Source organism: Synechococcus sp. PCC 6312 (assembly GCF_000316685.1).
Classification (GTDB): Bacteria; Cyanobacteriota; Cyanobacteriia; order Thermosynechococcales; family Thermosynechococcaceae; genus Pseudocalidococcus.
The window spans coordinates 3,449,761-3,463,734 of record NC_019680.1 but is presented as its reverse complement, the minus strand read 5'-3'; the positions used below and the strand labels follow the sequence as shown (position 1 = coordinate 3,463,734).

The following is a 13,974-nucleotide window of genomic DNA, read 5'->3' as shown; positions in this document are numbered from 1 at the left end:
ACCTTAATTTTCATACATTTCAACAGTTTTGATCATGTGATCAGAAAATTTGTATAGATCGGTCAAATTATCTATGGGTTGACGTACTTCTTTACGATCTTGGTCGAAAAGGATCACGCTTTTTTGTTTTGTGTTAAAGCAAAGGCGACAAACTGGTTTCCGGTTATTATCATCCAATAATATCCCCATATAAGATTTTGTGTCACGATAAACAACTCTCTCTGGATTAATCACCCTAGCTGTAATTGCTCTTACAATCCGAAACCCTTCCAATTCTTCTTCCGTAGTCACAATTTCGCTAATGGGTTCATCTGATTCAGATGGTTTCTCATCAATGACTTCTTTTTGTAGGGCAGAGCGAAGACGATCTTCAATACGTTCATTAATAAACTGTTCAAATGCCTTCTTTACAATAGGAGAGAATTGTTCTTTTGCAGTTGCGGTGAATAGTTTCCCTAAATTTGCAGACTTATACAGGAACTTGACAAAATCCTCATCTGGTAATTTTGAATCATATTGGCAAAACAGATATTTCTTGATCTCAGAAATATATTTAAGCTCATTAGCAACACTCAATATCTGATTTAGATTAAAATCTTCCTTTGCTAGTTTTTTGACTTCTTTTAGTATTGAAGGCTTCGGATCCTGTAGGTTTAATTGTAAAAATGGTTTTTCATCCATTTTATTGGACACTTCAAGATCAGAATAGAAGTTATATTGGATTCCATTTGTTAGAACTCCAATCCGAGCATTAGTAACATGAAAATATCGAAAGAGTTGGGACATTTCTGCATGGCTTAAATCTACGCCAACTTTCTTACATTCAATTAAAAAGCTGATTTCACCGTTATAAAGGATGGCATAATCTACCTTTTCCCCTTTTTTTGTGCCAACATCTGCTGTAAACTCTGGAATTACTTCTCTTGGATTAAAGATGTCATACCCTAAGGCTGAAATAAAAGGCATAACCAAAGCATTTTTTGTTGCTTCTTCAGTTTGCAAATGATCTATGAGTTCAGGAATACGTTGAATGATGGCTGTAATTTTTTCGTCAAAGCTCATGTATGCCTCAATTCTTAAGCATCTTCATAAACAAGATTTTTCTAGAGTAGTCAAAAAGGAATAAGAATTTCTGACTCCTTAATGAATATAACGAATCTTTACTGAAAGCCATAGTTTATGATGACTAAGCTTTAAGTCACTGGATGCAACACTTTCTCCGCTGCAACAACTTCTGAACTATTGGCTTCAGAGGGGGAGCGACTTGCTAAAATTTTGAGAGACTAACTACCCTAAGAAAGCAATCAGAAAAGCTACTCAAAATCCTTGAGGCAGATAGACTAGAAGTAAAATTTACAGGGCTGTCAAAGTGCCTGATATCAAAATGAAATTCAACTTAACAGAATCAGAATCTAGTCGCCTCCTAGATCAAGCTATTCTATATCCCGATAGTGATGGCCAACCCATGGCTGATAATACCCTCCAGTTTCGTTGGATTGTTCTGATTAAAGAAAACCTCGAGTATTTGTTTTTACCCCAGGCCGATGTGTTTGTGGCTGGCGATTTGCTTTGGTATCCCGTCGAAGGTCGCCCTGATATTCGAGTGGCTCCTGATGTGATGGTGGCCTTTGGTCGGCCCAAGGGAGAACGGGGTTCCTATCGGCAGTGGCAAGAAGGGAATATTGCGCCCCAAGTGGTGTTTGAAATTCTCTCTCCCAGCAATACCACCAAAGAAATGAGCCGAAAACTCTTGTTTTATAACCGCTATGGCGTGGATGAGTATTACATTTACGACCCGGATAAGAACGAACTCACAGGCCTGGAACGGCAGCAGGGCGAACTTCTCCCGATTGAGACCATAGAGAATTGGGTGAGTCCCCGCTTGGGCATCCGTTTTGAATTAACACCCTCAACCCTCAATCTCTATGACCCCCACGGCAACCTATTTTTGAGCACTGTTCAGATCCGGCAACGGGCCGAGTATGAAGCCCAACGCGCCGATCAAGAAGCACAACGGGCGGAGCAGGAAAAAGCCAGAGCAGACCGACTTGCCGCGCAACTCCAGGCCTTGGGGATTGACCCTAAATGATTTTTGTTTCCTCCACCAATGTTAAGCATTGCCAGGCCCCAGCGGAATCATAGTGCCGACTTAAGCGCAGACGGAATTGAGGATTCACAAGCCAAGCCAACTCCAAGAAAAAGCCTTGCCGAGTCGGAATTTGCAACGGGAGAACCACCGAGCCACCACCGGGGAAACAAAAGAGTTTAATCGGATTAGGGCCAAAAAATGTCAGATGTTCACCATTCCAGGCCCCGGTTGAGTTAATCCTTTCCTGGCCGTAGTGGAGCGATTGGTGCAGGTGTTGGCCATCAAAGGTAATTTCTAGCTGCGTCTGCACCTGGGTCGGATTGCGAAAATCGGGATAAAGAGTCGTTGCTATCCCCTGCCAAATGCCCGTGAGTTGGCCTGGAGTCAACGCCGGTAATTCGATTTGAGGGCTGTCTTGCCGATATTCCCGGATGAAGGTGATGGTTTCCAGTTGCCCATTGCGATAGAGAGGAATTCCCCGCAGCCGCCGAGGTTTACCTATCCCTTCTCCCGCAATCAAGCCAAATTCCGCCCCAAAATCTCCATAGGGACCAAACTGGGTTGAACCTTGGGAAAACGCGCCATTGTCAAAAAATAAAACACTCCGGCTGAGGCTACTGTACTCCCAGGCCTTGGTTTGGCTCAGTTGGCCTTGGGTATCAAAGTATTGGTTCTCCTGGCGGATGGTTTGCTGATCGGGGCTGGGGGTGAGGGTGACCGTGGTTTGGGTTTCAGATTGTAATTTGCCTTGTCCATCAAAATAAGCCGAGGTTCCCAGCCAGCACCCCTGATGCAACAACAATGCCGACCACATCTGATTCACGTTTAATCCATCCCCTGTCCTAAACAAGTCGCAACGGTAGCTTTCACCGAAGTGGCCAGGCCCCCTAAGTCATATCCCCCCTCCAGACCAAACACCGTCTTGCGCGTCAAGGATAAACAGGCTTTAGTCAGTTGGGCATAGTCCGCTGGAGTCAGTAAAATCTCTGAGAGTGGATCATCCCGATGGGCATCATACCCCGCACTCACCAAAAGCAGATCCGGATTAAAGGCTTTGAGGAAAGGAATAACTTGTTTAGCCATGGCCTGGTGATAGTCGGCTCCAGTACTGCCCGCGGCGAGGGGAATATTTAACACATTCTGGTGATGGCCCTGTTCATGGGTAGCTCCGGTATAGGGATAGTGGGGAGACTGATGCAGGGAACAATAGGCAATGTTGGGTAAAGATTCCACACAGGCCTGGGTGCCGTTGCCATGGTGGACATCCCAATCAAAAATTGCCACCCGCGAGACTCCCGGCAAACTCAGGGCATAGTGGGCCGCAATGGCTGCATTGGCCAACAAACAAAACCCCATTCCCCGTTCTGGTAAGGCATGGTGGCCGGGGGGGCGGGCCAAGACAAAACTGGGCTGATCGGTATTCCACGTTTGACTAACCCCATCTAGCCACCCATTCACGGCCAATAGCGCAACTTGATAACTTTCCCCCGAAATCACTGTATCCGGATCCAAATGTCCCCGTTCCTGATCCCTTAAACTCTCAGCCAACCCTTGTAGGGCCTGGAGATATTGGGGTTGATGGACGCGCTCAATCCAGGCCAAGGGATCTCGTGCCTGTAGGGATGTCGGCAGTTGCCAGGTTAATTGATTAGCCCAGGCCGCGTTTTGGAGGAGTTTAACAATCGCCTCAAGGCGCTGGGGACGCTCCGGGTGGTAGGGGCCGGTCTTATGGTTAAGAAACTCAGGAGAATAAATAACAAGCATCGGCACCGGAGATTTTTTGCTGGTTTAACCTTAATCGGATTATAACGATCAACTGGGAAACTATGAGGCGAATTATCCTAGAGAGAACCTGTCCGCTGCCCCCTTGTTTATAAAGGCTCTTACCATGCATGAAGACGTTGATCCCATAGAACTGAGCCTAACGGCATTGACTCTAACTTTCTCTGATGAGGATATGACCCCAGCTACTCCTACGGAACCCCCACAGATGACTGACATTGACTTGAAAGCAAAAGAATACTACTTTAATCGGGCCTTGAGTTGGCTGGAATTTAATAAACGGGTCTTACAGGAAGCCTATGATCCCCGTACGCCATTATTAGAGCGTTTGAAATTCATGGCCATCCATAGCTCCAATCTGGATGAGTTTTTCATGATTCGGGTGGCTGGCCTGAAGCAACAGGTGGAAAGTGGCATCACCCAAGGCAGTGCTGATGGGATTCCGCCCCAAGAACAATTGGCAGCGATCCGGCAATATCTACGTCCAGCCGTCACAGAGCAACATCGGTTTTTTGAGTTAGAGTTGCGCCCGCGCCTGGCCCAAGAGGGGATTTTTATGTTGCATTATGCGGATCTCCATCCCGAACAACAGGCCTATCTGCACCAGTACTTTATTGACCAAATTTTCCCAATCCTCACCCCCCTGGCCATTGATCCGGCCCATCCCTTTCCCTACATTTCCAGCCTCAGTTTGAACCTCTTGGTCTGTGTCCAAGATCCCGCCTCCGGGCAAGAACTATTTGCCAGGGTCAAAGTGCCCGGTGGGTTTCCCCGCTTTGTCACCTTACCCAATCATTTACCCCGTTCAGATGAACATCAAGGCGGGGCCTGGGTCGGCATTCCCCTGGAAGATGTCATTGCCCACAACCTAGAATCCCTATTTCCGGGGATGAAGATTCTTAATCATTACGCCTTTCGGATTACCCGCAGTGCTGACTTGGAACTGGAAACCGATAAGGCCGATGATTTGTTGATTGCCATTGAACAGGAAATTCGCAAGCGGCGGTTTGGCTCGGTGGTGCGCTTAGAGGTGCAAAAACAGATCCCTCCCGCCATTCGGCATACCCTAATTGAGGAACTGGATATTGATGAAACCGATGTCTATGACGTGGAAGGCTTGATCTGCCTCAATAACCTCTTTTCTTTGCTGGATTTACCCCTGCCTCACCTGAAAGATCCTAGTTGGCACCCCATTACCCCCGCCAGTTTTCACCGGGTTGATGAGCGCGAATCCCAGTTTTCCCTGAACAACTTTGACCCCACCATTGAACTAGAGCATTGGGAGGCGGCAGCGGGGGAACTGTTTGGCTTAATTCGAGAGCGGGATCTCCTTGTCCATCATCCCTACCACAGCTTTGCCACCACCGTCCAACGCTTTATTACCCTGGCAGCTTACGACCCCAAGGTTTTAGCGATCAAAATGACCCTCTACCGCACCTCTGGGGATTCTCCCATTGTGAAGGCCTTAATTGCGGCGGCGGAAAATGGCAAACAGGTGGCCGTCTTAGTGGAGTTGAAGGCCCGCTTTGATGAAGAAAATAATATTCTTTGGGCTAGGAAACTGGAAAAGGTCGGGGTTCATGTGGTCTATGGTGTCCCAGGCCTGAAGACCCATACCAAAACCCTATTGGTGGTGCGCCAAGAAGCCGGGGAAATTCGCCGCTATGTCCACATTGGGACTGGTAACTACAACCCCAAGACTGCCGGACTCTATGAAGATTTGGGTCTCTTTACCTGCTGCCCTGATCTGGGGGCCGACCTGACGGATTTATTTAATTTCCTGACTGGATATTCTCGGCAACGGGACTATCGGAAATTATTAATCGCTCCTGTCACCATGCGGGATCGAATGTTGGCCTTAATCCAGCGGGAAATTGAGCACAGTCAGGGGGGAGGGCAGGGGCGGATTATTGCCAAAATGAATGCGATTACCGATGGGCAAATTATTCGAGCCTTGTATGAAGCCTCCCAGGCCGGCGTTGAGATTGACCTGATTATTCGGGGGATGTGCTGTATTCGGCCGGGTGTCCCAGGGGTGAGTGAGCGGATTCGGGTGATGAGCGTGATTGGGCGATTTTTAGAACATTCCCGCATCTTCTATTTTGAAAATAATGGCCAGCCTGAATTCTTTATTGGCAGTGCTGACTGGCGCTCCCGGAATTTAGATCGGCGGGTAGAGGCGATTGTCCCGATTACGGATCCGCACATTGGGGCTGAATTAAAGGGGATTTTGGATTTAATGCTCAATGACAATCGCCAGGCCTGGGATTTACAACCGGATGGTCATTATATTCAACGTCACCCCAGGGCCGATGAACCAGAGCGAGGTACCCATGCATTCTTGATGGAAATGACCCGCAAGGAACTCAAAGAACGGTACTTTAATTGAATTCAGCGGACTTTAATCTCGGCGTTATCTCAGTGTTAGCTGTTGGGAACTAAAACCAAAGAACTTCTCGTCAAGGATCAACGGTGAACCGAAACAGGTAAAGTAGGGGTTGCCAATTGCTAATTGTTGTGTGTGGTGGAAAATGCGCTTATTGATCGTTGCCGCGGTGATTATTGGAAGTTTGCCGTTCCCGGCCTGGGCTAACCCAAAACTCCAAGCCTATACCTCTGAGCAGTCGGATAAATATCTCACCGCCTGTATTGATAAAGCAAAAGCCTCTGCCCCGCCGTTCATCTCTGACAAATTTTTTCAAACCTACTGCCAATGCACCCTGACCTACATTCAAGATCGGGTCAAGTATGAAGATTTCCGCGATATGGCTAAGGCTCAAGCCCAAAAACAGGCCCTCACCCCCAGTCAACGGCAAGCGGCTGATGTTTTGGATGAAAGTCTCAAGGTCTGTTTTGCCCAATTGGGAGCCAGATTTAAGCGCTAAGTGAGGCAATGTGGCCAAGCTCAGAGGAAGATTCAGGTGGCTGGGGCTCTTTCTGCTGGTGATCGGCCTTTGGGCCTGGGGCAGTTCCGTGGGGTTGAGTCAAGAGTCGCTAGTGATTTTTCATATTCACCCCGATAGCGATCTCCAGGCCCAGTTCAACCAGGCAGCAACCGCCCAACATCAGGGGCAATCTGTCCAACTCCGATTTGCTCCGGGCATTTATCGCCAAACAGCCACCTTTCAATCTCAGCCCAATCCGACCCTCAAACATCTGCCTCCAGTCATCCTCAGGGCGGAAAAACTCGGCACAGTGATTTTTACGGGTGCAGATCTCTGGGACAATTGGCAACCCACCCCAACACCGGGAATTTATCAACATCCGTGGCCGGTTCAGTGGGGCTTTTCCGGGAATCCCTGGGCCAGTTACGACATTGACTTACCTTTACTGATGCAACGGGGGGAACTGGCCTGGATTAATCAAACCCGCCTCCAACCGGTCTTGACTCAGGCAGAATTACAACCGGGGACATTTCAGGTTGATGATCGGAGCGGACAAATTTACCTAGCCCCACCGGCCGATCTAGATTGGGCAACGGCAATGGTTGAAATCAGTACCCGCCGCAATGGATTAACCCTGAACCAGGCCGAAAACATCACCCTGCAAAATTTAATCTTTGAAAAGTATGGTGGGACATTTACGGGGGCTTTATCTATTGGTCGCTCTCAAAAGATTACGGTTGATCATTGTCAGTTTTATCAAAACAACTGGACGGGCTTAACTATTAACGAGTCCCAGACGATTGCCGTAACTAATGTCATCAGTGCCGAGAATGGGATGCGGGGCCTGGGCGGGGCGTTTATTACTGATTTGACCGTTGAGAATGTGGAATCGCGGGGCAATAACTGGCGGGGGCATTTGACTGGTTATTACGATTGGGATGCGGGGGAAAAGTATTTTTACTTGAGGCGGGCAACGTTTACTCACTATCGAGCTATTAATAACTATTCTGCTGGCCTGTGGTTTGACAGTGATTATCAAGATATTGTTGTGGATAACTGCCAATTTACGGGCAATGCGGTCACGGGGCTATTTATCGAAGCCGGGCCTGGGCCCATCACCATTAAAAACTCAGTCATCACTCAAAACTACAGTATTGCCCCCAATTATTTACAAACCCCTGGCCTGTTTGGTTGGGCAGCGGAAAATGTCACCCTTGAAAACAACATCATTGCTGGTAACTTGGGAGCGCAAATCGGGGTGCGAGATCTATATGTTCGTAACATTGAAATTCCTGAACAGCAGAAAACCGTCACCTTTGTCTCTCGAAACTGGCGGCTGCAAAATAACTGGTTGATGGCGACCCAGGCCCAAGAGTCCTTAATTTCTACTCTCAATGCCGAGCCATTTTTAACCACAATTCAATCAGATCGAAACCATTGGTTTAGCGACCAGGAAAAATCCTTTCACACCCAAGGCAAGGCTTTAACGTTCCCAGAATGGCAAGACCAAACTCAACAGGATCAAAAGTCTCGCTTTTTTAATTTAGATGGGCCGGGCTAGATTCGAACTAGCGTAGGCGTAGCCAACGGATTTACAGTCCGCCCCCATTAACCACTCGGGCACCGACCCATAACTTTTTCAGCGTTTTCTAGCTTACCACATTGAAAGAAGTTTCTTGATCATCAATTGTTCGGACTACTTTGTCATCTCAGGAGATCGGATTTTAATGATGGGCGGCATTCCTACCCAACAGTCCCAGGGAACCAACTTTCTGAAACTACATCAAATTACCTCAGGGATGAGGTAATAAGTGCAGGATTTATCTGCCAGGCGCTCGGCAATATCTCGCACTTAAGAATCTTTAGGAAGAGATTGACGAATGAGTTCTGGAACAGGGATTTTGGCTGGGGAAATCAGAGTTGGCCCGAGAGAGCGTTCACCGTAGAGCCTTGCTCGCTCGTGGAAGAGTTGGGCCAGGTGTTGGCGTTGATTCACCAGATAAATACTGACCAAGGTTAATCCCACCCCCCAGAGTTGGAAGGATGTGAGGGTCTCTTGCAAAATGAGTTGACCAAAGCTGAGGGCAAAGACAGGGGTGAGGAAGGTTAAGGAACTGAGACTGGTTAAGTTGCCTTGAGATGCAAAGTAAAAAAATAAGCCATAGGACAAGGCACTGCCAAAAACTGTGGCATACCCCAAGTTCAGCCAATCCAGGCCCGTTAAGTTAACCCAGGGCAGAGTATCTCCCCAAAGCCCCAGGCCGAGTAAGGGAAGTCCCCCAATAATCATGTGCCAGCCCGTCGCCATAATTGGATCCGCATATTCTTTGACCTTTCCCATCATCACCGTGCCCACCGCCATTGAGAGGGCCGCCAACAGCATCCAAAATTCACCCCGCCGGCCCAGACCCGCCCAACTAAAACTGATATGGGTCACCTGCCCGTGGATGAGATCAAACCACCAGGCCTGGGGAATGCCAATTAAACTAATGCCGCTAATGCCAATCAATAAACCCAGCCAACCCCAAAAGCCAATTTTTTCCCGATAGAGCCAGGCTGCCAACAAGGCCACGGCTAAGGGTTGGGAGTCAATCATGACTGAACCTAAACCTGCCCCTGTCCGCGACAAGCCAGCGGCTAAAAACCCTTGAAATAGGCTGCCATCTACCAGGGCAAATAAACCAATCCAGGCCCAGGCCCGTAATCCTTGGGGGTGTTTACGCCGAAGAAGCCAAGCCGTGAGCAGCACTAAAATTCCCGCTGGGATTAAGCGCACAGCCGCCACAAAAAAGGGACTGGTCTGGGGGAGAACCTGCTTCATCGCTACCATCGCCGTGCCCCAAAAGAAGAAGGGGGAAATTAAGATTAACCGTGAAACCAGGCCTGGGCCCGTCATAGCTCTCGGCTGCACTAACGAAAGGCGATTGTTCACGGGTATTCCACAAACTTTTGTTACAAATCCTTACGTTCCACTTTACTCAATAATTCCCCCTCCCAGCAAACGCTCACCGTCATACCAAACCGCGGCCTGTCCGGGTGTGACACCAAACTGGGGTTCGGTAAATACAAGCTTGGCCTGGGTTGTCGGGTTGACAGGATCTGGAATTAGGGTGGCGGGGGTGGGCTGGCTTTGGTAGCGAATTTGCACAGTCACATCAAGGGGATGATCTACTGGCGGAATACTGACCCAGTTCAGCCGCTGGACGCGACAGTCTCCCTGCTCGGCCTGGGTGCGGGGGCCAACAATGACTTGATTGCGGGTGGTATCGAGGGCCAGGACATATAAGGGTTCAGCGGCGGCAATCCCAATTCCTTTGCGTTGACCAATGGTGTAGTTATGGATGCCTTCGTGATAGCCCAAGACCTGCCCGGCCTGATCCACAATTTCGCCGGCCTGGGGGGGAATATATTGGGCCAAAAATTCCCGCATTGAGCCGTGGGCTTCTACCAGGCAGAGATCTTGGCTTTCCGGTTTACTGGCAGTGTGTAACTTAAACTGGCTGGCCATCGCCCGCGTCTCGGCTTTAGTTTGCTCTCCCAAAGGGAAGAGAGTATGGGCTAAATGGGCTTGGGTCAAGTCATAAAGAAAATAGGATTGATCTTTTTTCCGATCCACCGCCCGCCAAAGTTCATAGCGTTCCGTTGTGGAGTTATAGCGAATCCGGGCATAGTGACCCGTGGCGATATGATTTGCTCCTAAGGAGGCTTGGGCATAGGCTAACAGGGGGCCAAACTTGACCATCCGATTGCATTGAGAGCAGGGAAGAGGGGTCATCCCAGAGCTATAGCCAGCCACTAGGTAGTCAATTATCTGGGCCTGGAAAACCTCGCGGCTATCGACAACATGGTAGGGAACCCCTAATTCTTCACAAAGGCGGGCTGCATCAACCATCCCTTCAGAGCAACATTGCCCTTTCCCTTTCATCAGCCAGAGGGTAACACCGATGACCGGATAGCCCTGTTGATGCAGACTGGCAATGGCCACAGAACTATCTACCCCCCCGGATAAACCGACCACAATCGGCGTTGTCAGATCAAGGGCTGGCCTGGAGGAAGATGCTGGGGTTGCAGTAAGAGGAGACATAGGACGGGGGGCAATGGGGCCATTAGCGCATTAACTTCAGTCTAACTCTGGAAAATCACCTCTGAAAATATTCTCTTTATCTAGAGACTCAAGCCATAACAGCCTCTGGTTCACATCTTCGCGCGCGCTTCTTTTTGCTCAGATTGAATTTCATAGTAAAGCAATGGGCGCTCGTTGACGATGGCTCTACGAGTTCGAGACATTCCCAACCCCTCAAGCAACCGAATCGATGCGTTGTTAGGCTCATCAACGTCTGCCTCTACTCTCGCCAATCCAAGCACATTAAATGCGTAGCGAAGTATAGAACGTGTCGCTTCCTTGGCATATCCCCTGCCCCAGAGTTGTGGCCGTGTGCCAAAAATTAGACTCGGTGAACTTTGTCGTGAATGCAGTAGTCCGGAAAATCCTGCTACCTGATCCCTTTGATGTTCAAAAAAGAGCCAAATTCCATAGCCGTGCCTAGCAAAGGTTCCCACACTTGTTTCGATAAACGATTTTGCCTCCTCGGTGGATATTTCTCGGTCATCGAAGAGAAACCGTCGGACATCAGCCTCATTCCATAACTGGTGTACAGCATCTAGATCACTGATCTGACAGGGGCGCAAACTTAAACGTTCCGTGCGAAGCACATGCGACATTATTCCGACACCTCCCTTTTATGGCTGCTCTAAACAAATTCAACTTAGCCCTGAGTGACGGGTCGTTAACGTTGAAACACTGTACCAACTTAGGGATGAAGTAACCTAACTTATTGATAAACCCGCTACTCCAGGCCCATGCGTTGTTTTAAGGCGGCGGTGGCTTCTTCCCGATCATCAAAATGAATTTTTTCTGTGCCCAGAATTTGATAGTCTTCATGACCTTTGCCAGCAATAACCACCCCATCTCCGGGTTGGGCCTGGAGAATCGCGTCGAGAATGGCCTGGTGACGGTCAGCTTCCACAAGGGGGTTAATGGTTGGCTCAATCCCAGTCAAAATATCCTCTAGGATCCCTTGGGGGTATTCCGTGCGGGGATTATCTGAGGTGACGACTACTTGATCGGCTAAATCGGCGGCGATTTTTCCCATTTGCGGACGTTTGCTGCGATCCCGATCTCCACCACAGCCAAAGACACAGATCATCTGGCCGGGAATAAACGGGCGGGCGGCTTTGAGCAAGTTTTCTAAACTATCCGGTGTGTGGGCATAATCTACAATCACGCTAATATCTTGCGCTGGACTAACCTTGACCTGCTGCATTCGGCCGGGGACTCCGGGGAACTGGGGTAAACTGGCTAACATTCCAGCTAGATCTAGGCCCAGATGTAACCCAACCCCAAGAGCCGCTAGTAGGTTTTCGACATTAAATTGACCCACCAAGGGTGAGTTAAAGGCTCTTGTTCCTTTGGGGGTGTGAATGATGCCAGAAACGCCATCGGCCCGATACTGTAAATCCGTAGCCCAAAGGTCAGCTTCTCCTTTAGTCCGGTAACTCCAGGCCTGGTCTTGTCCTAACTTTCTGAGTAACCGTTGCCCATAGGGATCATCGCCGTTAATCATGGCTCGCCCTTTGAGATAGTTCTCCTCAAACAATAGAGCCTTGGCCGCAAAATAATCCTCTAAGTCCTTGTGATAGTCCAAATGGTCTTGGGTGAGATTGGTAAACACCGCCGCTGTAAATTCACAGCCCCAGGTTCGTCCTTGAGCTAAGGAATGGGAACTCACCTCCATAATCCCCACCTTGGCCCCGGCCTGGACAGCAGTGGCTAATTGTCCTTGAAGAGTAACAGCAAAGGGAGTGGTATGGGTGGCAATCACTTCATGGCCAGGCCAGCGACTATAGAGGGTGCCAAAGAGAGCCGGGGCCTGGTGAGCTTCCTTAACCAGATATTCAATCAAATGGGTGGTGGTGGTTTTGCCATTGGTTCCGGTCACACCCACAAGGGAAAGTTTTTGGGCTGGATAGTTGTAAAAGGCGGTTGCGAGTTGTCCACAGGCCCGCTCAATCTGATCTACAGGGATCACGAGGGCCGAATCATTGGGGTTAGGTTGCTTGGCCTGGGGAGAGACAATTGCGGCAATGGCCCCAGCGGCTAAAGCACTCGGCCAAAAATTCCCCCCATCTACACGAGTTCCCGGCATCCCAATAAACAAGGTTCCCGGCCGGCAATCCCAAGAATTTGTACTTAATTGAGTGACATCTAGGTCTAGAGCGGGAGATTGACTGGGGCAGGGAACATTAGCCGCAACCAAAAGCTCTCGTAAACGCATAACCATCCCATCCTCCAGGCCATGATTGAGTCTTGGCAGAAATTTTAGGCTATTTGCCTGGGTTTATTCAGACCAACGCTGAGAAGTCCAGCGAAACCCTAAGCCGAAGCACTCGTATAAAACCGGAGTGCAAACCGCCAAAACCGATTTGAGGCATAAAGTAATCCCCCCGCCAACCCAACCGCACCGAGAATCCACGGCAATTGCACCCGTCCCAAAATGACCTCTGCTGGCAGTGTGGTTAAGAATGCAACTGGAACAATAAAGGTAAAGAAAATACGATAGGCTACCGGATAAGCCACCATTGGATATCGCCCTGCTTCCACCAGGCCCCGCAACACCTCTGTCACATTATAAATTTTCACAAACCAAATACTGGTCGCCCCCAACATAAACCAAAGGCTGTAAAAACTAATGACACCCAAGCCCAAAGGCCCCAGGCCAGCCAGGTAACTTTGCCAACTGAGGCCTAAACGCTGTCCCGCATAGAAAATAATTAAACCGCCAAAGATAATATCAGGAATGCCCCAAAGAGAGACGCTGTAGGAGGATAACCAAAACTGGCTGCTAATGGGTTTGAGCAAAACAAAATCCAATGTACCTTCCTGGACTTGCCGGACAATTCGGTTTAGGTTGGGAACTAAAAAAGTGGCGGATATCCCCTGCAAAATCGTGAAAATTCCCAAGACAATCAGGGCTTCAGCCCAAGTCCACCCCGGAAAGGTATGGCCATCACGGTAAAACAAAAATAGGCCAAAAATTCCCCCAACTAAATTGCCTAGGCTACTGAGGGCGGCAATAAAAAAGTTAAACCGATATTCCATTTCCGCTGCGGTTGCAGTCGTCCAAAACAGAAAAATTAACCGAAAATATCGAGACAAGG

Annotated in this window: 12 protein-coding genes and 1 tRNA gene; 4 read left to right on the top strand and 9 right to left on the bottom strand. The window is 48.9% G+C overall.

From position 1 onward, the window contains the following. Positions 1-3: 3 nt before the first annotated feature. Positions 4-1,062: a type I restriction endonuclease gene (locus SYN6312_RS16815; RefSeq protein ID WP_015126094.1), complete on the bottom strand. Its 1,059-nt coding sequence runs from the start codon at positions 1,060-1,062 to the stop codon at positions 4-6. 322 nt (positions 1,063-1,384) lie between these two features. Here SYN6312_RS16815 and SYN6312_RS16810 point away from each other — a divergent pair, with 322 nt between their 5' ends. Further along, a complete protein-coding gene (locus tag SYN6312_RS16810) occupies positions 1,385-2,089 on the top strand; it encodes a Uma2 family endonuclease (RefSeq protein WP_015126093.1) in 705 nt (234 codons plus the stop codon). Here SYN6312_RS16810 and SYN6312_RS16805 read toward each other — a convergent pair. Next, a complete protein-coding gene (locus SYN6312_RS16805; protein WP_015126092.1) occupies positions 2,082-2,903 on the bottom strand; it encodes a DUF3598 family protein in 822 nt (273 codons plus the stop codon). The genes SYN6312_RS16810 and SYN6312_RS16805 overlap by 8 nt on opposite strands. Before the next feature lie 11 nt (positions 2,904-2,914). Continuing rightward, entirely contained in the window at positions 2,915-3,853 is a 939-nt protein-coding gene (locus SYN6312_RS16800) for a histone deacetylase (protein ID WP_015126091.1), read from the bottom strand. A 193-nt stretch (positions 3,854-4,046) separates the two neighbouring features. Here SYN6312_RS16800 and ppk1 point away from each other — a divergent pair, with 193 nt between their 5' ends. The 3 genes from ppk1 to SYN6312_RS19230 all read left to right on the top strand — a co-directional run bounded on the left by ppk1 (position 4,047) and on the right by SYN6312_RS19230 (position 8,317). After that, positions 4,047-6,260 carry a polyphosphate kinase 1 gene (gene ppk1 / locus SYN6312_RS16795; RefSeq protein ID WP_083853568.1) on the top strand — a complete coding sequence of 738 codons (2,214 nt, stop codon included), beginning with the start codon at positions 4,047-4,049 and terminating at the stop codon, positions 6,258-6,260. A gap of 142 nt (positions 6,261-6,402) precedes the next feature. Next, positions 6,403-6,756 carry a hypothetical protein gene (locus SYN6312_RS16790; RefSeq protein WP_015126089.1) on the top strand — a complete coding sequence of 118 codons (354 nt, stop codon included), beginning with the start codon at positions 6,403-6,405 and terminating at the stop codon, positions 6,754-6,756. Between the two features lie 58 nt (positions 6,757-6,814). Continuing rightward, complete coding sequence (locus tag SYN6312_RS19230; RefSeq protein WP_071880547.1) at positions 6,815-8,317, top strand: right-handed parallel beta-helix repeat-containing protein; 1,503 nt, start codon at positions 6,815-6,817, stop codon at positions 8,315-8,317. Here the strand turns inward: SYN6312_RS19230 and SYN6312_RS16780 are convergent. The 6 genes from SYN6312_RS16780 to SYN6312_RS16755 all read right to left on the bottom strand — a co-directional run bounded on the left by SYN6312_RS16780 (position 8,305) and on the right by SYN6312_RS16755 (position 13,972). Then, positions 8,305-8,386 (bottom strand) — tRNA-Tyr (locus SYN6312_RS16780). The two genes, SYN6312_RS19230 and SYN6312_RS16780, sit on opposite strands and share 13 nt — an antisense overlap. Before the next feature lie 222 nt (positions 8,387-8,608). Beyond that, complete coding sequence (locus SYN6312_RS16775) at positions 8,609-9,667, bottom strand: DMT family transporter (RefSeq protein WP_371257411.1); 1,059 nt, start codon at positions 9,665-9,667, stop codon at positions 8,609-8,611. 63 nt (positions 9,668-9,730) lie between these two features. Continuing rightward, entirely contained in the window at positions 9,731-10,789 is a 1,059-nt protein-coding gene (gene mnmA, locus SYN6312_RS16770; protein WP_041431740.1) for a tRNA 2-thiouridine(34) synthase MnmA, read from the bottom strand. Positions 10,790-10,950: 161 nt separating this feature from the next. Next, a complete protein-coding gene (locus SYN6312_RS16765; protein ID WP_015126085.1) occupies positions 10,951-11,478 on the bottom strand; it encodes a GNAT family N-acetyltransferase in 528 nt (175 codons plus the stop codon). 125 nt (positions 11,479-11,603) lie between these two features. Further along, on the bottom strand, positions 11,604-13,097 hold the full coding sequence (locus SYN6312_RS16760; RefSeq protein WP_015126084.1) for a UDP-N-acetylmuramoyl-L-alanyl-D-glutamate--2,6-diaminopimelate ligase: 1,494 nt from the start codon (positions 13,095-13,097) through the stop codon (positions 11,604-11,606). 92 nt (positions 13,098-13,189) lie between these two features. Continuing rightward, on the bottom strand, positions 13,190-13,972 hold the full coding sequence (locus tag SYN6312_RS16755; RefSeq protein WP_015126083.1) for an ABC transporter permease: 783 nt from the start codon (positions 13,970-13,972) through the stop codon (positions 13,190-13,192). Between the last annotated feature and the right edge of the window lie 2 nt (positions 13,973-13,974).

Excerpts from the sequence above, each read along its gene's own strand:
- SYN6312_RS16815 (WP_015126094.1), bottom strand. The coding sequence starts at position 1,062 with ATGAGCTTTGACGAAAAAATTACAGCCATCATTCAACGTATTCCTGAA.
- SYN6312_RS16810 (WP_015126093.1), top strand. The coding sequence starts at position 1,385 with ATGAAATTCAACTTAACAGAATCAGAATCTAGTCGCCTCCTAGATCAA.
- SYN6312_RS16805 (WP_015126092.1), bottom strand. The coding sequence starts at position 2,903 with ATGTGGTCGGCATTGTTGTTGCATCAGGGGTGCTGGCTGGGAACCTCG.
- SYN6312_RS16800 (WP_015126091.1), bottom strand. The coding sequence starts at position 3,853 with ATGCTTGTTATTTATTCTCCTGAGTTTCTTAACCATAAGACCGGCCCC.
- ppk1 (WP_083853568.1), top strand. The coding sequence starts at position 4,047 with ATGACCCCAGCTACTCCTACGGAACCCCCACAGATGACTGACATTGAC.
- SYN6312_RS16790 (WP_015126089.1), top strand. The coding sequence starts at position 6,403 with ATGCGCTTATTGATCGTTGCCGCGGTGATTATTGGAAGTTTGCCGTTC.
- SYN6312_RS16765 (WP_015126085.1), bottom strand. The coding sequence starts at position 11,478 with ATGTCGCATGTGCTTCGCACGGAACGTTTAAGTTTGCGCCCCTGTCAG.
- SYN6312_RS16760 (WP_015126084.1), bottom strand. The coding sequence starts at position 13,097 with ATGGTTATGCGTTTACGAGAGCTTTTGGTTGCGGCTAATGTTCCCTGC.